Origin of the sequence: Paraburkholderia sp. CHISQ3, assembly GCF_030464945.1 — a bacterium.
GTDB classification, from domain to species: domain Bacteria; phylum Pseudomonadota; class Gammaproteobacteria; order Burkholderiales; family Burkholderiaceae; genus Paraburkholderia; species Paraburkholderia megapolitana.
In genome coordinates, this window is record NZ_JALPRG010000011.1 from 273,539 (window position 1) to 292,615 (window position 19,077).

General features: G+C 62.0%; 17 protein-coding genes and 1 riboswitch. Of the genes, 12 read left to right on the top strand and 5 right to left on the bottom strand.

Annotated elements, in window-relative coordinates; genetic code table 11:
• Positions 1 to 14 precede the first annotated feature (14 nt).
• Both M0D65_RS25235 and M0D65_RS25240 read right to left on the bottom strand, forming a co-directional pair.
• Positions 15 to 1,433: a coniferyl aldehyde dehydrogenase gene (locus tag M0D65_RS25235; RefSeq protein ID WP_266255034.1), complete on the bottom strand. Its 1,419-nt coding sequence runs from the start codon at positions 1,431 to 1,433 to the stop codon at positions 15 to 17.
• Positions 1,434 to 1,536: 103 nt separating this feature from the next.
• Positions 1,537 to 3,213 carry an isovaleryl-CoA dehydrogenase gene (locus M0D65_RS25240; protein WP_266255035.1) on the bottom strand — a complete coding sequence of 559 codons (1,677 nt, stop codon included), beginning with the start codon at positions 3,211 to 3,213 and terminating at the stop codon, positions 1,537 to 1,539.
• A gap of 335 nt (positions 3,214 to 3,548) precedes the next feature.
• On the opposite strand from M0D65_RS25240, the gene M0D65_RS25245 reads away from it, so the two are divergent.
• The 3 genes from M0D65_RS25245 to M0D65_RS25255 all read left to right on the top strand — a co-directional run bounded on the left by M0D65_RS25245 (position 3,549) and on the right by M0D65_RS25255 (position 7,919).
• On the top strand, positions 3,549 to 5,177 hold the full coding sequence (locus M0D65_RS25245) for a GMC family oxidoreductase (RefSeq protein WP_266255036.1): 1,629 nt from the start codon (positions 3,549 to 3,551) through the stop codon (positions 5,175 to 5,177).
• A 504-nt stretch (positions 5,178 to 5,681) separates the two neighbouring features.
• Positions 5,682 to 6,881 (top strand): porin, encoded by a 1,200-nt coding sequence (locus M0D65_RS25250; protein WP_308076708.1) that lies wholly within the window; start codon positions 5,682 to 5,684, stop codon positions 6,879 to 6,881.
• 291 nt (positions 6,882 to 7,172) lie between these two features.
• Entirely contained in the window at positions 7,173 to 7,919 is a 747-nt protein-coding gene (locus M0D65_RS25255; protein ID WP_091017337.1) for a glucose 1-dehydrogenase, read from the top strand.
• A 136-nt stretch (positions 7,920 to 8,055) separates the two neighbouring features.
• On the opposite strand, the gene M0D65_RS25260 is transcribed toward M0D65_RS25255, so the two are convergent.
• Positions 8,056 to 8,280: a hypothetical protein gene (locus M0D65_RS25260; RefSeq protein ID WP_266255037.1), complete on the bottom strand. Its 225-nt coding sequence runs from the start codon at positions 8,278 to 8,280 to the stop codon at positions 8,056 to 8,058.
• A 334-nt stretch (positions 8,281 to 8,614) separates the two neighbouring features.
• On the opposite strand from M0D65_RS25260, the gene M0D65_RS25265 reads away from it, so the two are divergent.
• On the top strand, positions 8,615 to 9,307 hold the full coding sequence (locus M0D65_RS25265; RefSeq protein ID WP_266255038.1) for a cytochrome b/b6 domain-containing protein: 693 nt from the start codon (positions 8,615 to 8,617) through the stop codon (positions 9,305 to 9,307).
• 47 nt (positions 9,308 to 9,354) lie between these two features.
• Here M0D65_RS25265 and M0D65_RS25270 read toward each other — a convergent pair whose 3' ends face one another.
• Entirely contained in the window at positions 9,355 to 9,894 is a 540-nt protein-coding gene (locus tag M0D65_RS25270) for an ATP phosphoribosyltransferase regulatory subunit (RefSeq protein WP_266255039.1), read from the bottom strand.
• A 457-nt stretch (positions 9,895 to 10,351) separates the two neighbouring features.
• Here M0D65_RS25270 and M0D65_RS25275 point away from each other — a divergent pair, with 457 nt between their 5' ends.
• Positions 10,352 to 10,789, top strand: coding sequence for a YciI family protein (locus M0D65_RS25275; RefSeq protein ID WP_091017344.1), 438 nt, complete (start codon positions 10,352 to 10,354; stop codon positions 10,787 to 10,789).
• Positions 10,790 to 10,843: 54 nt separating this feature from the next.
• Here M0D65_RS25275 and M0D65_RS25280 read toward each other — a convergent pair whose 3' ends face one another.
• The gene (locus M0D65_RS25280) at positions 10,844 to 11,758 is read right to left on the bottom strand and encodes a LysR family transcriptional regulator (protein ID WP_266255040.1); all 915 of its coding nucleotides are present in this window, start codon (positions 11,756 to 11,758) and stop codon (positions 10,844 to 10,846) included.
• A gap of 121 nt (positions 11,759 to 11,879) precedes the next feature.
• Here M0D65_RS25280 and M0D65_RS25285 point away from each other — a divergent pair, with 121 nt between their 5' ends.
• From M0D65_RS25285 to M0D65_RS25315, 7 genes are all read left to right on the top strand, one after another.
• A complete protein-coding gene (locus M0D65_RS25285; protein WP_266255041.1) occupies positions 11,880 to 12,365 on the top strand; it encodes a CidA/LrgA family protein in 486 nt (161 codons plus the stop codon).
• A 7-nt stretch (positions 12,366 to 12,372) separates the two neighbouring features.
• Positions 12,373 to 13,095, top strand: a complete 723-nt coding sequence (locus tag M0D65_RS25290; protein ID WP_266255042.1) for an LrgB family protein — start codon at positions 12,373 to 12,375, stop codon at positions 13,093 to 13,095.
• Positions 13,096 to 13,174: 79 nt separating this feature from the next.
• A riboswitch (S-adenosyl-L-homocysteine riboswitch) is annotated at positions 13,175 to 13,292 on the top strand.
• A gap of 31 nt (positions 13,293 to 13,323) precedes the next feature.
• Entirely contained in the window at positions 13,324 to 14,745 is a 1,422-nt protein-coding gene (gene ahcY, locus M0D65_RS25295) for an adenosylhomocysteinase (RefSeq protein ID WP_266255043.1), read from the top strand.
• 150 nt (positions 14,746 to 14,895) lie between these two features.
• A complete protein-coding gene (locus tag M0D65_RS25300) occupies positions 14,896 to 15,249 on the top strand; it encodes a phage holin family protein (protein ID WP_091017354.1) in 354 nt (117 codons plus the stop codon).
• 34 nt (positions 15,250 to 15,283) lie between these two features.
• A complete protein-coding gene (gene metF, locus M0D65_RS25305; protein ID WP_091017356.1) occupies positions 15,284 to 16,114 on the top strand; it encodes a methylenetetrahydrofolate reductase [NAD(P)H] in 831 nt (276 codons plus the stop codon).
• A gap of 201 nt (positions 16,115 to 16,315) precedes the next feature.
• Positions 16,316 to 17,947: an ABC transporter substrate-binding protein gene (locus M0D65_RS25310; RefSeq protein ID WP_266255044.1), complete on the top strand. Its 1,632-nt coding sequence runs from the start codon at positions 16,316 to 16,318 to the stop codon at positions 17,945 to 17,947.
• A gap of 119 nt (positions 17,948 to 18,066) precedes the next feature.
• On the top strand, positions 18,067 to 19,077 hold the full coding sequence (locus M0D65_RS25315; protein ID WP_091017360.1) for an ABC transporter permease subunit: 1,011 nt from the start codon (positions 18,067 to 18,069) through the stop codon (positions 19,075 to 19,077).

Sequence of the window (19,077 nt, forward strand, 5' to 3'; positions counted from 1 at the left end):
CGAGGCAAACACTCCTAGAACTTCATCATCACCCGCAGCAACGCATGAAACCGTTTGCCGTAGGGCGGCGCGATCAATCCGCGCGCATTGAATCGTGCCTGCGCCAGCACAGGTTTCATCTGCGAAAACGTCGCAAACCCTTCGTACCCGTGATAAGCCCCCATCCCGCTCGCCCCAACCCCACCGAACGGCAAGCTCTCACACGCGATATGCATCAGCGTTTCATTGATCGCCATCCCGCCCGCAATCGTCTCGCGCGTCACGCGCTCGACGGTGGCGCGATCGTCGTCATACAGATACAGCGCCAGCGGCCGCGGCCGTGCGTTGATCCACGCGATCGCATCGTCGAGCGTGTCATACGGAATAACCGGTAGCAACGGCCCGAAAATCTCTTCCTGCATCACGGTGACGTGATCGGGTGCGTTGGTCAGTACCGTCGGCGGAAAACGTCGCGTCGCCGGATCGGCAGGCGCACTGGTCAACGGATGCACATGCGCACCGGCTTCGACGGCTTCATCGGCAAGTCGCTGCAAGCGCGCGTAGTGACGATCGGAGATGATCGACGTGTAGTCGCCGTTATGCGCGAAGTCCGGATACATCTTCGCGATCCGCGTGCGCGCACGTTCGATGAACGCCTGTTCCTTGCCGCGCGGCACCAGCACGTAATCGGGGGCGATGCAGGTTTGTCCAGCATTGAGCGTCTTCCCGCCCAGCAGACTGTCCACCGCATAGTCGAAGCGCGCATGTGGCCCGATGATCGCCGGTGATTTCCCGCCTAGTTCGAGCGTGACCGGCGTCAGATGTTCGGCGGCGGCGCGCATCACATCGTGACCCACCTTCGTGGACCCGGTGAACAGCAGGTGATCGAACGGCAGCGAGCTGAACGCAGCCGCGACCTGCGCATCGCCATTCACGACTGCGACGTGGTCGCGCGAAAAAGTCTTCGCAATCAATTGTTCGAACAGCGCGGAGGTGCGCGGTGTCAGTTCCGACATCTTGATCATCGCGCGGTTGCCTGCTGTCAGCGCGCTGATTAGCGGTCCCGCAGCCAGCAACACCGGATAATTCCACGGCACGATGATGCCGACTACACCAAGCGGTTGCGGTACCACGCGCGCACGCGCCGGCATCAGCCATTTATTGGTGCTGCGCCGCTGCGGTCGCATCCAGCCCTTGCCGTGCTTCAGCGCGGCATCGATCTCTTCCTTCGCGATGAAGAATTCCGCGAGCAGTATTTCGCCTTTCGAACGATTACCGAAGTCGGCATTCATCGCATCGGCGAGTGCGTCGCGATTGTCGAGCAGCATCGCGCGCAATGCCTTCAGATGCCCGGCACGCGTTTGCCACGACGGATACGGCTCGCGCAGATACGCCTGGCGTTGCTCGCCCAGTAATGCGTCGAGCGCTGCGATGTCCGGCAAATCGTTCTTCATATGCTCTCCGTGGTTCGAATGTCGATCTCGACGGTGATCGCGTGTCGTCGCGTTGTACTTGCGGCGTGATGCTTGAAGGTCTGCTTCGTTTGCGTTGACTGCATCAGGCCGGAAACGCGCGCGCGACGATCGCCGCATGATCGAGTGTTGCAGGCAGCGTGCCGTACACGCGACCGCTGTCACCGCAGCCGTCGGCGAGCCGCGTTGCGATGAATGCATCGGCTACATACGACGGCGCGTGTTTGAGCAGCAGCGTGGCCTGCGCGACGAGCACGATCTGTTGCGCGATGCGGCGCGCGGATGCTTCGCGTGTCTCGGGCGCCGAGGTGAGCGTTGCGAGCAGCCGCTCAACGGCTGCACCGAGCGCGGGATGCGCGTGGGCATCGGCACGCCACGCGGCGAGTAGCGCGTGCGCGGCGTCGGGCTCGCGTTCCATCGCGCGCAGTACATCGAGGCACATCACGTTGCCGGAGCCTTCCCAGATCGAATTAACCGGTGCCTCGCGATAAAAGCGCGCCATCGGGCCTTCTTCGACGTACCCGTTGCCACCCCACACTTCCATCGCTTCGCCGGTGAATTCGAGCGTGCGTTTGCACACCCAGTACTTCGCGGCTGGCGTAACGATGCGTCGCCAGGCGCGTTCTTCGGGAAGGTTTGCGGTGTCTTCGAATGCACGCGCGAGTCGCATGAACAGCACGGTCGCGGCCTCCGATTCCAGCGCGAGATCGGCGAGTACGTTGCGCATCAGCGGTTGATCGGCGAGATTCTTGCCGAAGGCACTGCGATGCCGTGCGTGATGCACGGCCTGCACGAGCGCGGCGCGCATCAGCGCCGCGCTGCCGATCACGCAATCGAGCCGCGTGTAATTCGCCATCTCGATGATGGTCGGCACGCCGCGGCCTTCGTCGCCGATCAGCACGCCATACGCATCGAGAAACTCGACTTCGCTGCTCGCATTCGAGCGGTTGCCGAGCTTGTCCTTCAGGCGCTGAACCTGCACCGCGTTCTTGCTGCCGTCCGGCGCGAAGCGCGGCACGAAGAAGCACGACAGCCCTTCGTGGTCGTCGGTGCGCGCGAGCACCAGATGCGCGTCGCATTGCGGCGCCGAGAAAAACCACTTGTGGCCGACCAGGCGATAGGCAGCTCCGCGCCCGCCGCCACCGTCCGTGGCGAACGCGTGCGTCTGGTTGCTGCGCACATCGGAGCCGCCCTGTTTCTCGGTCATGCCCATGCCGATCATCGCGGACTTTTTCTGCGCGAGCGGTACGTCGCGCGGATCGTGTTCGCGTGCATAGAGCTTGTCGCGCAGCGTGTCGAATAGCGCAGGTTCGCGTTGCAGCACCGGGATGCTCGCGAAGGTCATCGTCAGTGGGCACAGCGAACCCGATTCGAGCTGCCCGTGCAGGAAGTAACCGGCGCAGCGCGCGGCCATCGCGCCGGGCCGCGGATCGGAAAACGGTAGCGCGTGCAGACCTTCGCGGCGCAGCAACGCGACTAGCGAGTGCCACGCGGGATGGAATTCGAGCGCGTCGATGCGTTCGCCGCGCGGGCTATGCGTGAAGAGTTCGGGTTCATGCCGGTTGGCGAGCGCTGCGAGCGCAATGACGTCGGGCGTGCCGAGTTGGGCGCCGTCGCGCAGCAACGCATCGCGATGCCACGCCGCCCCTTCGCGTTCGACAGCGGCCGCGAGCGCCGGGTCGGTGGCGAACAGGTTGTAGTCGGCGAGCGGCGGGACCTGATTCGTCACGTCGTGCGTTTTGCCGGGGGCGTGCCATTCCATCTACTGTCTCCGTTCACCGGTGCGTGCCGGATCGTCTGTCGCGAAGCGTCGTTTTACCGCTGGGTGCGGCGCCCTGTCGTGCAAAGCCTGCCTGTGGCGCGTGGTGTTTGAACGACGGCGCGGCGCAAGCGGGGGCGCGGGCAGCATCTTTCATCATAGGGGGACGGGATGCGATCCGTTTAGAGGGATCGCTCTGACGTCGGGCGCCGCGCACGCCGTCGCGCTCCCTACAATGCGGCATGAGACGCACGTAGACAAGTGTGCACGCAACATACCGCGCGGGCAATGTGGGCGCCGATGTTGCAGGCTCAAGTGGCTAATAGACGGAGACAGGGATGCAATACGACTACATCATCGTCGGCGCTGGATCGGGCGGCTGCTCGCTTGCCAGCCGCCTCGCGGACAGCTGCCCCGATGCAACGATCGCGCTGATCGAGGCAGGTCCGCATACCGACCGCAACATGTTCGTCAACATGCCGACCGGCGTGGCCGCCGTCGTGCCGTTCAAGCTGAAGACCAACTACGGTTACGAAACCGAACCGCAACCGGGTCTGGCCGGGCGGCGCGGTTATCAGCCGCGCGGTCGCGGCTTCGGCGGATCGAGTGCGATCAACGCGATGATCTACACGCGCGGCCATCCGCTCGACTACGACGAATGGGCGCAGCTCGGCTGCGACGGTTGGGGCTGGCCCGATGTGCTGCCGTACTTTCGCCGCGCCGAGGGCAACGAGCGCGGCGCCGATGCGTGGCACGGCGCGGACGGGCCGTTGACGGTCAGCGACCTGCGCTTTCGCAATCCTTTCTCGCAGCGCTTCGTGCAGGCCGCGCTCGAAGCAGGGCATCGGCCGAATAACGACTTTAATGGGCTCGATCAGGAGGGCATCGGTTTCTATCAGGTGACGCAGCGCGACGGTCGTCGCTGTAGCGTGGCGCGCGCTTACATTTACGATCGTCCGCGACAGAACCTGCATCTGATCGCCGATGCCACCGTGCTGCGCGTGACGTTTAACGGCAAGCGCGCAAGCGGCGTGGAAGTGGTGCGCGGCGGCCGTACCGAAACACTCGAAGCGCGCGCGGAAGTCGTGCTCGCGAGCGGCGCGTTCAATTCGCCGCAACTGCTGATGTGCTCGGGCATCGGTCCGGCGCAGCATCTGCAGGCGCTCGGCATACCGGTTCTGCACGATGCACCGGAAGTCGGACAGAACCTCATCGATCACATCGACTTCACGATCAACAAACGCGTGCGCTCGATCGAGCCGACCGGTTTCTCGCTGCGCGGCATCGCGCGCATGCTGCCGCAGTTCGTCACGTTCACGCGCCACGGTCGCGGCATGTTGTCGAGCAACGTGGCGGAAGCGGGCGGTTTCCTGAAGAGCCGCCCGACGCTCGACCGGCCCGACCTGCAACTGCACTTCTGCGCGGCGCTCGTCGACGATCACAACCGTCACATGCATTGGGGTCACGGCTATTCGTTGCACACCTGCGTGCTGCGACCGAAGAGCCGCGGCACCGTCACGCTTGCGAGTGCCGATGCGCGCGTCGCACCGCTGATCGATCCGCGTTTTCTGAGCGATTCGCGCGATCTCGACCTGCTCGTCGAAGGCGCACATATCGCGCGGCGGATTCTCGATGCGCCGTCGCTCGCGCTGTCGGGAGGCAAGGAGCTGTACACGAGCGCGGACCAGAACGACGCGGATCTGCGCCAGACCATCGCCGAGCGTGCCGACACGATCTATCACCCGGTCGCGACCTGCCGGATGGGTCCTGACGAAAGGTCAGTGGTCGATCTGAAGCTGCGGGTGCGCGGTGTGTCGGGGTTGCGGATCGTCGACGCGTCGGTGATGCCGACGCTGATCGGCGGCAATACGAATGCGCCGACCGTGATGATCGGCGAGCGCGCGGCGGAGTTCATCGCGGCCGCGCGACGCGTGGGCGAGCCGGCAGCGGAGGGCGTGACGGCCTGAGCACGCGAGTTGTGAAGTACAGACCGCAAATTCCTCAATGCGGCAGATAGCAATTGCAGGACCCCATGACCCGCCGTCGCGATGCGTGACGGCGGGTTGTGTCCTTATGGCGCGTCATCTCGTGCCGGCCTCTACTTGAAACGCAAGTGGATTTAAAGGATTTCAATAAATCTGTTGTCCGGATAACACGCATTCTGACCAAATATTTCGGACAAAATAAAAGTCGATTCACCGTCACAGAAATGAAACCGGGCCTCTCTATGGTTCGTCTGGCCGCGCGTCCAGAAGCTCCGGATAGTCCTCTCCGCAGGGCACCAGAGGCGATTTCCCCGCCCCTGGTCAGGCTACCGGCATGCCGGACGTTTGGGCCCGCAGATTATTTTGATCAGACGATTCTTCAAATTAATCGAATAGCAATTAAATAATAAAGCAATCAAGCGGTACACGGTTTAGAGATCTTATCAACAAGGTTAAATCCTCTTTTAGAGAACGAAAAAGGCTGCGATGAAAATTCAAAAGACCACGGTCGCCTTCATGGCGATAGGCGCATTTGCGGGCGTCGCTCACGCGCAGAGCAGCGTGACGCTGTACGGTGTCGCCGACGGCGGCATTCTGTTCAACAACAACGTCAAGGGCGGACAGCTCGTCGGGCTGTCCAGCGCCACTTCGTCGCGCTGGGGTGTGTTGGGTACTGAGGACCTGGGCGGCGGATTGAAGGCGGTCTTCGATCTGGAAAACGGCTATACCCTCGGCACGGGTGGCTTGAGCCAGGGCGGCCTCGAGTTCGGACGGAAGGCGTTCGTCGGCCTGAAGAGCGACACCTACGGTACGGTGACGGCCGGGCGCCAGTATTCCGCCAGTAACGATGCCACTGCCACCTTCGCGTCTGGCGCCGATTGGGCCGCATCGGGCCTGGGCTACGGAACGCGCGCCGGCGACGTCGATAACGTCGATACGTCGAACCGCGTGCAGAACTCGATCAAGTATCAGAGCCCGAGCTTCCACGGTTTGTCGGTTGGCCTGTTGTACAGCCTCGGTGGTCAGGCAGGGCAGTTCACGAAGAACGAGGTTATCGACGGCGCGGTTTCGTATCTGAACGGCCCGCTGCGGCTCGGTGCGAGCTACATGTTCACCAAGAACCCGTACTACGCGACGTTCGGCGATCAGGGCAACTCGTCGTCGCCGACATCGTCGGCCACGGGCGCGAACAACAACATGCCGAGCCGTATTTACGGCGGGTACGCGTCGGCGGGTTCGCAGCAGATCATCACGGCCGGCGGTTCGTATGTGCTCGGCTCGGCGACGATCGCCGTGCTGTACTCGAATACGCAGTTCCAGAATCTCGGTGCGGTCAATGCAGTGGGCAGCTACGGCACCAAATACAACGGTGGAACAGCGACGTTCAATTCTGGCGAACTGAACCTGAAGTATCAGTTGACGCCTGCTCTGACATTGGCCGGCGCGTACATCTATACGCATAACGGCGGCGCGGACAACGTCGGTAGCGCCAGCTACAACCAGGTCAACCTCGGCACCATCTATTCGCTGTCGAAGCGCACCTCGCTCTACGCGATCGGTTTCTACGAAACCGCTTCGGGCGTCGATTCGACGGGCAAGAAGGCGGTGGCGGACTTCAGCGGATCGTCGTACTCGTCGACGAATCATCAGGTGGCGGCGATTGTGGGTATGACCCACCGGTTTTAAGCGATGGTGTGACGCCCGGGCGAACATGCCCGGTGGTGTTGGTTTCTTGAAGAGATGTGCTTCAGCCTTCTCTGCTTGCTTCGCGGCGGGTAGAGAAGGCTTTTTCTTTTGCGGCGTCCGAGCCGACTGGATTGCACTGTTCGGAAATTGTGGCAAATGTATTCGCAATGGACACATTTATCCCACGCGTTTCGCTGAGTAGAGTGGCTCCAGTCGCACCGCTCACAGACCGGGGCAACGTCCCGGCGGTGCACCAGCACATCGAACCATCGAAACTCAAAGGAAGCGATCATGGGCAAGCTCACTGGCAAAGTAGCCGTTGTAACAGGCGCATCGAAAGGTATTGGCGCTGGCATTGCAGTTGCACTCGCGGCGGAAGGCGCGTCGGTTGTCGTCAATTATGCGTCGAGCAGGGAAGGTGCGGACGCGGTTGTCCAGACCATTACCGCGGCAGGCGGTAAGGCGATTGCCGTGCGCGGTGACGTGTCGAAGGCCGCGGACGCAAAAGGCATCATCGATGCAGCTATCAACACTTACGACCGTCTCGACATCCTCGTCAACAACTCGGGCGTGTATGAGTTTTCGCCGCTCGAAGAGATTACCGAAGACCACTTTCACAAGCAGTTCAATGTGAACGTGCTGGGGTTGTTGCTCACGACTCAGGCTGCCGCAAAACATCTCGGCGAAGGTGCGAGCGTGATCAATATCGGTTCAGTGGTGAGCCGTCTCACGCCGCCGGGAAGCGCTGTGTACACCGCGACCAAAGGTGCCGTCGATGCAATCACCGGTGTGCTCGCGAAGGAACTCGGACCGAAGAAGATCCGTGTCAACGCGTTGAACCCGGGCATGGTGAACACCGAAGGCGCGCGCGGTGCCGGGTTCATCGGTTCGGAGATGGAAACGGGGCTTGTCAGCCAGACGCCGCTTGGGCGTGTTGGTCAGCCCGACGATATCGCTGCGGTTGCAGTGTTTCTTGCGTCGGATGATGCCCGGTGGTTGACGGGGGAACAGCTTCTTGCGGGTGGTGGTTTGCGCTAGGGCGGTTTTATTCGCTATTGCCTGGCCCGGCGGTGCAGGTTTGCGCGTGCTGTCGGGCGGGGTTAGTGCTTTGTCTTTTTGCCGCTCAGCTTGCTCGAAAAGCTAGCGGCGTTCGTCTCGCGGGTCGCCGCCAGTTTCATACCTCGTTGTCGCGATCACAGCGCTTCGCAATTTTCACTTGCGTCAATCCTGCGTCGCGACGGGCCAACAGAATTTCACGCAGGGCCGAATACTCACCACCCAACGCGTCGTATGCGGCTTTGACGGCCGGCTTGCTGAGCAAGCGCGCGGTGTCATCGTTTGTGTGTGGAACCGGGTTGAATTCATCGGCGCGCACATGTTTCGGTTGTGCTTTAGTCATGACGTAGCTCCTTCAGATTCACACGAGCAGTGCGCAGTTCGTTCGGCAGGGGACGCAGTGCGCCAGTTTGAATCATTTCCCCTACCGAAGGCGGCTTCGATCGTATCTAACGCTAGTTCCAGTACGTCGTGGCTTGAGATTTGAACGCATGCGTTGAAAGACCTGACTTCGCTGATTTCTGTCTCCAGAGCGCATCGCTCTAACGCCTGACTTATCATGACCAAGGCTGTCGCAATGCGACAGCCTCGTTGCATTCGCAGTCACCGCATGCTTAGGCACGTCTGTCGTGATGCGCTGCATTCCGGTCCACACCGGCGTACGGAGAGGTCAAGCGATGAACACTGAACGACAACCAGCTTCGCCCACGAACGACAACAACCGCCCCGTACAGGTCTGGGACCTCCCCATACGCCTCTTCCACTGGCTAACTGTCCTGCTCGTAGCCGGCGCCTATATAACCGAGCGCTTCAACTGGATCGACTGGCATGTGCGCATCGGCGAGACGTTGTTCGCGCTCGTGTTATTCCGGTTGCTATGGGGCTGCTTCGGCAGCGAGACCGCGCGGTTTCGTAGTTTCGTCGCTTCGCCTGCTGCTGCATGGGCTCATCTTCGCCATATCTTTCGTCGTGAGGCCGACCTGCAGGTTGGCCACAATGCAGCAGGCGGCTGGATGGTGCTGCTGCTTCTCGCGCTGCTATTCGTCGAAACGTTGAGTGGCATCTATGTCTACAACGAAGTCGCCGACGAAGGCCCGCTAAGCGCATGGGTTCCCGCGTCAATCGCCAACGCGATTTCGACGCTACACGCGATGGGATGGTACGTGCTGATTGCAGCGGTTGCGCTGCACGTGGCCGCGATCGTCCTTTACGCCGTCGCGAAGGGAAACAATCTGCTGCGCCCGATGCTTACCGGGCGCAAGCCGCTGCCGGCCTCGATCCGCGCGCCACGACGAGCGCCGATATGGCGCGCACTGCTGGCGCCGGCCGCAGCGGCGATCGTGGTGACGCTGCTTGCAACGTACCTTTGATCGCCACTGCGTCTCTACATGGAAGAACAGGGCCAGGCCCGGCAATACTACGGCGACAGGCTATCGATTCCCTGCGCCGTCATCGCCAGCAACAACCGTTCGGCACCGATACCAAACCCGGCTCCCTCGCGATACGCTCCGCCGCCCGCCACCTGCTGCTGGGCACCGAGTTCCGTGCAGCGCATCTCGAACCCACGACCGTCTAGGTAGTAGCTAAGCCCTCTGCGAGCAGCGTCATCGACGGCATAGCGCAGCCCCAGCGAATCGAAAAATCCCGCGGCGATGGCCTGGCTGCGCACAGCCGCCTGTTGCGGGTTCGGGCAAAGATATTCGAATCCCAGTTGCGAGAACTCGCGGTATCGACCGGCTTGCGGTCGCTCGTACCGATAGCATCGCGCGATATAAAACAGCATGCGTTCCCGCCGCCGTCCGAGCAATGAGTTGCACTGCTCCTGGAAGAGAGCGGTCGCCTCGGGAATCAGACAACAGGGGCGCCCCTTCTTGTCGGGAAACGTCCACATCTGGCTGATGATTTCACTGTCGCCGGCCTTCTCGATGAACGTGTCTTGCGACCACAGCGCGGGCACGATGGCTTCTTCGGCGCCCGCGTCAATGAAGATAGCTCCTGAAGCGGTTTTCGAGCGTACGGATTTGCGCGGCTTCAGTACCGACGACGAAACGGGTTCCGCGAATCATGGTCATGCTGGACTCCTTGTAGACAATAAAAAAGGGCGCCGTGGGCGCCCTGGTCGTTGGTGCATGGAGGGGACTCGTGAAGTCCCGGGTTCCGTGCTATGGACGTAACGAACCACGGCGCAATGAGCTGCGGCCGTGATGATGAGATCTGATCGGGACGTTACGGAGTTCCATGCGCTCGATACTGGCATACAAATGTGGATTTGTGGGCCAATCCCGACGATCTCGAAGAATTTCCAGAGGCGCTGTCGATTCCGGAGATTTCCGTTCGTCGTAGTGGTAGAACCGCCTGACTCGTGTAGCCTCTTCGAGCCGAACGGTTCCCACTACCCACTCAAGGAGAAGACGATGCGTGTCATGGTGATGGTAAAAGCAAGCAGCGAATCGGAAGCCGGCAAGATGCCCAGCACGGAGTTGTTGACCGCAATGGGCAACTTCAACGAAGAACTCGTCAAGGCGGGCGTGATGCAGGCGGGCGAGGGGCTGCACCCAAGCTCGCGCGGCAAGCGCGTGCAGTTTTCGGGCAGCGGGCGGACTGTCGTCGATGGGCCGTTTGCGGAGACGAAGGAACTCGTCGCCGGCTTCTGGCTGTGGCAGGTCAAGTCGATGGAGGAAGCCGTCGAATGGGTCAAGCGCTGCCCGAACCCGATGGAAAGCGATTCCGAGATCGAAATCCGCCCGCTGTTCGAAGCCGCGGATTTCGGCGCCGAACTCACTCCTGAGCTGCAGGCGCAGGAAGCGCGTCTGCGTGCCGAGGCGGAAAGCGCAGCGAACAAGCCGCGCTGATTTCGAACGGGCTGGCCGGCCGCGCGAGCCGTCTCGCGCTCCGGCCGGCCGCCGTTACACCGGCGTATGCATAAACTCGTCGCCGGCCTGGCTCGGCAGCGTTTCGCGCGCAACATCGAGCCACGCGCGCGCGGCATGCGACAGATAGCCGTTGCGGCGCCAGCCGATCGCCATCTCCCACGGAATCTCCGGTTCGACGACCGGCAGACACGTGAACTGCGCCGCATCGAGCCGCCGGCAATACGGCGCCGGCAGCAACGCGATGCCGACGCCAGCCTGCACGAGCGCCGCCATGAAATCCCAATGCCCGCTGCGGCCCACGATGATCGGTGCAAAGCCGGCCGTGCGGCACGCATTCAGCACGACATCGTTGAGCGCGAGACTTTCGCCGTAGAACACGAACGGTTCGCTGGCCAGATCGCCGAGCGGCACCTGCTGCGCGCCGTCCCAGCGCGAGCCGCGGCGTGCGACGAGCCACAGTAGCTGGCGTGTCATCGGTAGCACGTCGAGCGCTTGCGGATCGACGGGCTGTAGCACGCCGCCCAGTTCGAGCTCGCCGGCAATCAACGCGGCTTCGATGCCGCGCGCACCCTGCTCGAAGAGCTTCAGTTCGACCTTCGGATAGCGCTGGCGGAACGCCGCGATGGTCGGCGTGAACAGCGAGCCGCCCATCGGCGGGATGCCAATGGTCAGTTGGCCGCGGCCGAGTTTGTCCAGATCGTCGAGTTCCGCCTGCAATTGCGCGTGCGCGGCCAGCACTTCCTGACCGCGCTGGAACACGATGCGCCCGGCATCGGTGAGCATCATCTGGCGGCCGTCGCGCAGCAGCAGCGGCGAACCGATCTCGTCTTCCAGCGACTTCACCATCTTGCTGATGGTCGGCTGGGTGACGAACATCTGCTCGGCCGCCACGGTGAAGCTTTGCTGGCGGACGACTTCGACGAAATAACGGAGCGCGCGCAGTTCCATGGCTGAAGGCCCTCGATACCGGAGAATTCCAATTCGGAATGATGTTGATGATTCTAAGTCATTATATTTATGGCGGGGCGCTCCTTATACTCAGTTACGTCAAAAATACTAAGGGTTTTCCATGATCTCCCGCGCCGTTGCCTACTTGCTGCCGCTGTTGCGCGCCGTCGAGCACAGTCGCGTCGCCGGCGTGCTGCGAATCGTCCGGATTGTGCGGATTGCGCTGCAAAGCGCTGCGCTGGCGGGTCTGTGGCTCGCGGCCGATTTCGTCGTGCGCATGCTCGACCTGCCGGTGCCCGGCGGCGTGGTCGGCCTCGTCGTCCTGCTCGCGCTGCTGTCCTGCGGCGGTGTGACGACGCGCTGGGTCAAGGCCGGCGCCGACTGGCTGCTGTCCGACATGCTGCTGTTCTTTATTCCGGCGGCGGTCGCGGTCGTGCAGTACGGCGGGCTGTTTCGCGAGGATGGCTGGCGACTCGCGCTGGTGGTTGTCGGTGGGACGCTGATGGTGATGTTCGCAGTCGCATTGGCCGTCGAGCAGGCTGCGAAGCTCGAGCGCCGTGTCGCGTTGCGGCGCGTGCGGCTGGCGCGCCACCTGGCGCGTGCCTGAGACGGCCATGAGCGCGCTCTATACTTCCCTGTTCGCCGACGGCGCTTCACGTCTGATCGCGGCCGGCTGTTTGGTGTTGACGATCGCGCTCTACTTCGTCTCGAAGGCCCTGTACGCGCGCTACCGCTCGCCCTGGCTGACGCCGCTCGTCGCCGTGCCGGCCGTGCTGGCCGCGATTGTTCTGATCGCGCACATCCCGTATCCGGTGTACTTCCGCGACACACGCTGTCTGATGTGGCTGCTTGGGCCCGCAACGGTCGCGTTTGCCGTGCCGATCTACGAATATCGCGAACTGCTGAAGCGCCACTGGATCTCGCTCGCCGTCGGCGTGACGGCCGGTATCGTGGTGGCAGTTGGCGGCTCGCTGTTGCTGGCGAGATTGCTGCATCTGTCGCCGGACCTGCAACGCAGCCTGATGACACGCTCGATCTCCACGCCGTTCGCGCTCGCCGTGTCCGACAAGATCCACGCGCCGCGCGAACTGACCGCGCTGTTCGTGATCGCGACTGGCATCGTCGGGATGCTGTTCGGCGAACTCGTGCTGGCGCTCGTGCCGCTGCGCACGCGGCTCGCGCGCGGCGCGTTGTTCGGAGCGGCCGCGCACGGCGTCGGCACCGCGAAGGCACGCGAGCTGGGCGGTGAGGAAGGTGTCGTCGCGAGCCTGACGATGATGATCGCCGGCGTCGTGATGGTGCTGATCGCACCGCTGCTCGGCTTCCTGCCTGTCTAGCGGCTGTCGTAACCAGAACCAGAAAAACCAGAAAAAACCCACCCAACGCCGTCATCGCGATTTGCTACAATCGCGGTTCGCCTTCGAGGAGCGTTGCGACGGGTTCACCCCGCCAGGCTTGGAGGCTTTCAATCGGACGGCTTGAAGAGTGCACGTAGCGCTTCGCAAACCACCGCATCGAACGGCGCTCACGTCAAATTTCTAGTCATTTTTAGAAAGGAGGGCGTGATGAACGCCGCAGTCTACGATTCCGCAAGTACTCAAGATTTCGCCGTTGCCGACCTGTCGCTAGCCGACTGGGGCCGCAAGGAACTCAACATCGCCGAAACGGAAATGCCGGGCCTCGTGCAGATCCGTGAGGAGTACAAGGTCCAGCAGCCGCTGAAGGGCGCACGTGTAGCCGGTTCGCTGCACATGACGATCCAGACCGGTGTGCTGATCGAGACGCTGAAAGCGCTCGGTGCCGATGTCCGCTGGGCGTCGTGCAACATCTTCTCGACCCAGGATCACGCCGCCGCCGCAATCGCGAAGACCGGCACGCCGGTATTCGCGTACAAGGGCGAATCGCTCGACGAATACTGGGAGTTCTCGCACCGCATCTTCGAATGGCCGAACGGCGAATTCGCCAACATGATCCTCGACGACGGCGGCGACGCCACGTTGCTGCTCATCCTCGGTTCGAAGGCCGAGAAGGACCGCTCGGTCATCTCCAAGCCGACCAACGAAGAAGAAGTTGCGCTGTACAAGTCGATCGCGAGCCACCTCGAAGCCGATCCGACCTGGTACTCGACGCGCCTCGCGCACATCAAGGGCGTTACCGAAGAAACGACGACCGGCGTGCACCGCCTGTATCAGATGGAAAAGGAAGGGCGTCTGCCGTTCCCGGCCATCAACGTCAACGATTCGGTCACGAAGTCGAAGTTCGACAACCTGTACGGCTGCCGCGAGTCGCTCGTCGACGGGATCAAACGCGCCACCGACGTGATGATCGCCGGCAAGATCGCGGTCATCGCTGGTTACGGCGATGTGGGCAAGGGCTGTGCGCAGTCGCTGCGTGGCCTCGGTGCGACGGTGTGGGTGACGGAAATCGATCCGATCTGCGCATTGCAGGCGGCGATGGAAGGCTACCGCGTGGTCACGATGGAATATGCGGCCGACAAGGCCGACATCTTCGTCACGGCAACCGGCAACTTCCACGTGATCGGCCATGACCATCTGAAGGCGATGCGCAACAACGCGATCGTCTGCAACATCGGCCACTTCGATTCGGAAATCGACATTGCGTCGACGCGCCAGTACACGTGGGACAACATCAAGCCGCAAGTCGACCACATCATCTTCCCGGACGGCAAGCGCGTGATCCTGCTCGCTGAAGGCCGCCTCGTGAATCTCGGTTGCGCAACGGGCCATCCTTCGTTCGTGATGTCGAATTCGTTCACGAACCAGACGCTCGCGCAGATCGAACTGTTCACCGAAGGCAACAAGTACGAGAACAAGGTGTACGTACTGCCGAAGCAGCTCGACGAGAAGGTGGCGCGTCTGCATCTGGCGCGCATCGGTGCGAACCTCACCGTGCTGTCCGACACGCAGGCCGGCTATATCGGTGTCGACAAAGACGGTCCGTTCAAGCCGAATCACTATCGTTACTAATAGCGCTACGACATCGTGCCGGCGCCCGCGGCGGGCAATCAAGCCGCGGGCGTCGCACGACGCTGCAGACAGGGCGGCCGGTATCGTGCAACTCACACGGTATCCGGCCGCTTCGCTCAATCCGGACTTCGCGCTTCCAAGGAGCTTGACATGACCGTACTGCTGACCTGGCTCATCAACGCGCTCGCGCTGCTGATCATTACGTACCTCGTACCGTCGATCCACATCAAGAGTTTCGGCACCGCGCTGATCGTCGCCGTGGTGCTCGGGCTGATCAACACGGTACTGCGGCCGATCCTGATCCTGCTGACGCTCCCGGTCACCATCGTCACGCTCGGTCTCTTCATCCTCGTCGTCAATGCGCTGTGCTTCTGGCTGTGCGCGTCGCTGCTGAAGGGCTTCGAGGTGTCGGGTTTCTGGTCCGCGTTCTTCGGCTCGATCCTCTACAGCATCGTGTCGTGGCTGCTGTCCGCGCTGATCTTCGGCAATCGTTCGCTGATCTGACACGCGCCGCTTCTCTTGCCTGGCATCCACATCCATGAATCCGCTAGAACTGTCATTTGAATTCTTCCCGCCGAAGACGCAGGAAGGCGTCGACAAGCTGCGTCTGACGTGTGTGCAGCTCGCGGCGCTCAAGCCGAAGTTCGTGTCCGTCACGTTTGGCGCCGGCGGCTCGACGCAACAAGGCACGCTCGATACCGTCGTCAATATCGCGAAGGAAGGTCTCGAGGCGGCGCCGCATCTGTCGTGCATCGGCTCGTCGCGCGAGAACCTGCGCGCGATTCTCAACGAGTACCGCTCGCACGGCATTCGCCACATCGTCGCGCTGCGCGGCGACCTGCCATCCGGCATGGGCGAAGTCGGTGAACTGCGCTATGCGTCGGAGCTGGTGAGCTTCATCCGCTCCGAGTTCGGCGACTGGTTCTTCATCGAAGTGGCCGGTTATCCCGAGTACCATCCGCAATCGCGTTCGCCGCGCCACGATCTGGAAAATTTCGCGCGCAAGGTCAAGGCCGGCGCGAACTCGGCGATCACGCAGTACTTCTATAACCCGGATGCGTACTTCCGTTTCGTCGACGATGCGCGCAAGCTCGGCGTCGATGTGCCGATCGTGCCGGGCATCATGCCGATCACGAATTTTTCGCAGTTGATGCGCTTCTCCGAAATGTGCGGTGCCGAAGTGCCGCGCTGGGTTGCGCGACAGCTCGAGAGCTTCGGCGACGATCGCGATGCGATCAAGGCGTTTGGGCTCGATGTGGTGACGAACCTGTGTCGTCGGTTGATCGACGGGGGTGCGCCGGGCCTGCATTTCTACACGCTGAACGGCGCGGCCGCGACGAAATCGATCTGCGAACGGCTGGGTACCTGAGTAACGGCCGGGCGTGTGCCCGGCCAGGCGCCATTATCTATCCCAAAATCGCGCGCCCCGACCCACAAAACCTCCGCAAACACCCGCCACACCGCATTCGCGCCATGCTGCGCTGCGAATTTAGTCCGCTTGTGGCGTCCCGTAAAGCTCAGTAATATCGCGCTACGCTGGCTTTGGCCGGCGCCGAAACCTGGAGGAAACATGAAGCAAAACAAACTGTTGCGCGCGGCACGGCTCACGACGCTCGTCGCGGCCGCAGCGGCATCGATGGCGGGCGCTCAACTGGCGAACGCCGCCGACATCCCGAACAAGACCCTCGTCTACTGCTCAGAAGGCAGCCCTGCGGGTTTCGATCCGAGCCAGTACACCACCGGCACCGATTTCACGGCGAATACATTTACCGTCTATAACCGCCTCGTCGAATTCGAGCGCGGCGGCACCAAGGTCGAACCCGGCCTCGCCGAATCGTGGGACATCTCGCCGGACGGCAAGACCTACACGTTCCATCTGCGTCATGGCGTGAAATTCCAGACCACGGCGTACTTCAAGCCCACCCGCGAATTCAACGCGGACGACGTCGTGTTCTCGTTCCAGCGCATGCTCGATCCGAACCAGCCGTTCCGCAAGGCGTACCCGGCATCGTTCCCGTACTTCACCGACATGGGTCTCGACAAGCTGATCACGAGCGTCGAGAAGATCGATCCGTATACGGTCCGTTTCACGCTGAAGGAAGTGAACGCGCCGTTCATCCAGAACCTCGGGATGGAATACGCATCGATCCTGTCTGCTGAATACGCGGACTCGCTGCTGAAGGCCGGCAAGGCCGCCGACATCAACCAGAAGCCGGTAGGCACGGGCCCGTTCATTTTCCGCAGCTATACGAAGGATGCGACGATCCGCTTCGACGGCAATCCGGATTACTGGAAGCCGGGCGCCGTGAAGATCTCGAAGCTGATCTTCTCGATCACGCCGGATGCCGGCGTGCGCGTGCAGAAGTTGAAGCGCGACGAATGCCAGGTGATGAGCTACCCGCGTCCGGCCGATATCGCGCCGCTGAAGGCGGAGCCGAACATCGCGATGCCGTCGCAACCGGGCTTCAACCTCGGTTATCTGGCCTACAACGTATCGCACAAGCCGGTCGATAACCTCGTCGTGCGTCAGGCGCTCGACATGGCGATCAACAAGAAGGCGATCATCGAGTCCGTGTACCAGGGGGCGGGCCAGCCAGCGACGAATCCGCTGCCGCCAACGCAATGGTCCTACGACAAGAGTCTGAAGAGCGCAGCCTACGATCCCGACAAGGCGAAGGCGTTGCTCGCGAAGGCCGGTTTTGCGAACGGTTTCGACATGACGCTGTGGGCGATGCCGGTGCAACGTCCGTACAATCCGAACGGCAAGCTGATGGCCGAGATGATCCAGGCCGACTGGGCGAAGATCGGCGTGCGCGCGAAGATCGTCACGTATGAGTGGGGCGAGTACATCAAGCGCGCCCACGCAGGCGAAGACGATTCGATGCTGATTGGCTGGACCGGCGACAACGGCGATCCGGACAACTGGCTCGGCACGCTGCTCGGTTGCGAAGCGGTGAACGGCAACAACTTCTCGAAGTGGTGCTATAAGCCATTCGACGACCTCGTGCAGAAGGGCCGCACGACGCCCGATCAGGCCGAGCGCACGAAGATCTACACGCAGGCGCAGCAGATCTTCGCGCAGCAACTGCCGTTCTCGGCGATTGCGCACTCCACGGTGTATCAGCCGGTCAGCAAGAAGGTGATCGACATGCGCATCGAGCCGCTCGGTTACCTGCGTTTCGACGGTGTCGGCATGCAGTAAGACTTTCGCGTTAAGCTTTTCGCACGGTTAGAAAACTGGTCGAAATGGTCCGGCGACCGGGGTCACAAGCCCTCGTCGCCGGTTGTGTTTTCCGTTCATCAAGACCATAGGGACGAATCATGTTCCGCTTTGTTTTGCGCCGCATCGGGATGGTGATACCGACCTTCATCGGTATTACGATCTTGGCGTTCGCGCTGATTCACCTGATTCCGGGCGACCCCATCGAAGTGATGATGGGTGAGCGTGGAGTCGATCCCGCGATGCACGCCGACGCGATGCACCGCCTCGGGCTCGATGAGCCCCTGCCGATGCAGTACATCCACTATGTGGGCCATGCGCTGCGTGGCAACCTCGGTACCTCGATCATCACGAATACCAGTGTGATGGACGAATTCCTCGCGCGCTTTCCCGCCACGATCGAACTGTCCATCTGCGCGATGCTGTTTGCGTTGATCGTCGGATTGCCGGCCGGCGTGTTCGCAGCGTTGCGACGCGGCACGGTCGTCGATCACGGCGTGATGGGCACGGCGTTGACCGGCTACTCGATGCCGATCTTCTGGTGGGGTTTGATCCTCATCATGTTCTTCTCGTCGAAGCTTGGCTGGACGCCGGTGTCCGGGCGCATCGCAGTCGAGTACGACATTCCGCACGTTACCGGCTTCATGCTGATCGATGCGCTGCTCGCCCCCGATGAAGGTTCGTTCAAGTCGGCGCTGAGCCATCTGATCCTGCCGGCAATCGTGCTCGGTACGATCCCGCTCGCCGTGGTCGCCCGCATGACGCGCTCGTCGATGCTCGAAGTGCTGCGTGAAGACTACATCCGTACCGCGCGCGCGAAGGGGTTGTCGCCGGTGCGCGTGATCGTCGTGCATGCGCTGCGTAACGCGCTGATTCCGGTCGTGACCGTGATCGGCCTGCAGGTCGGCACGTTGCTCGCCGGTGCGGTGCTGACGGAAACGCTGTTCTCGTGGCCCGGTATCGGTAAATGGCTGATCGATGCGATCGGCCGGCGCGATTATCCGGTCGTGCAGGGCGGCATCCTGATGATCGCGACGCTTGTGATCGTCGTGAACCTCGTCGTCGATTTGCTGTACGGCGTGTTAAACCCACGCATTCGCCATACGAGGTAG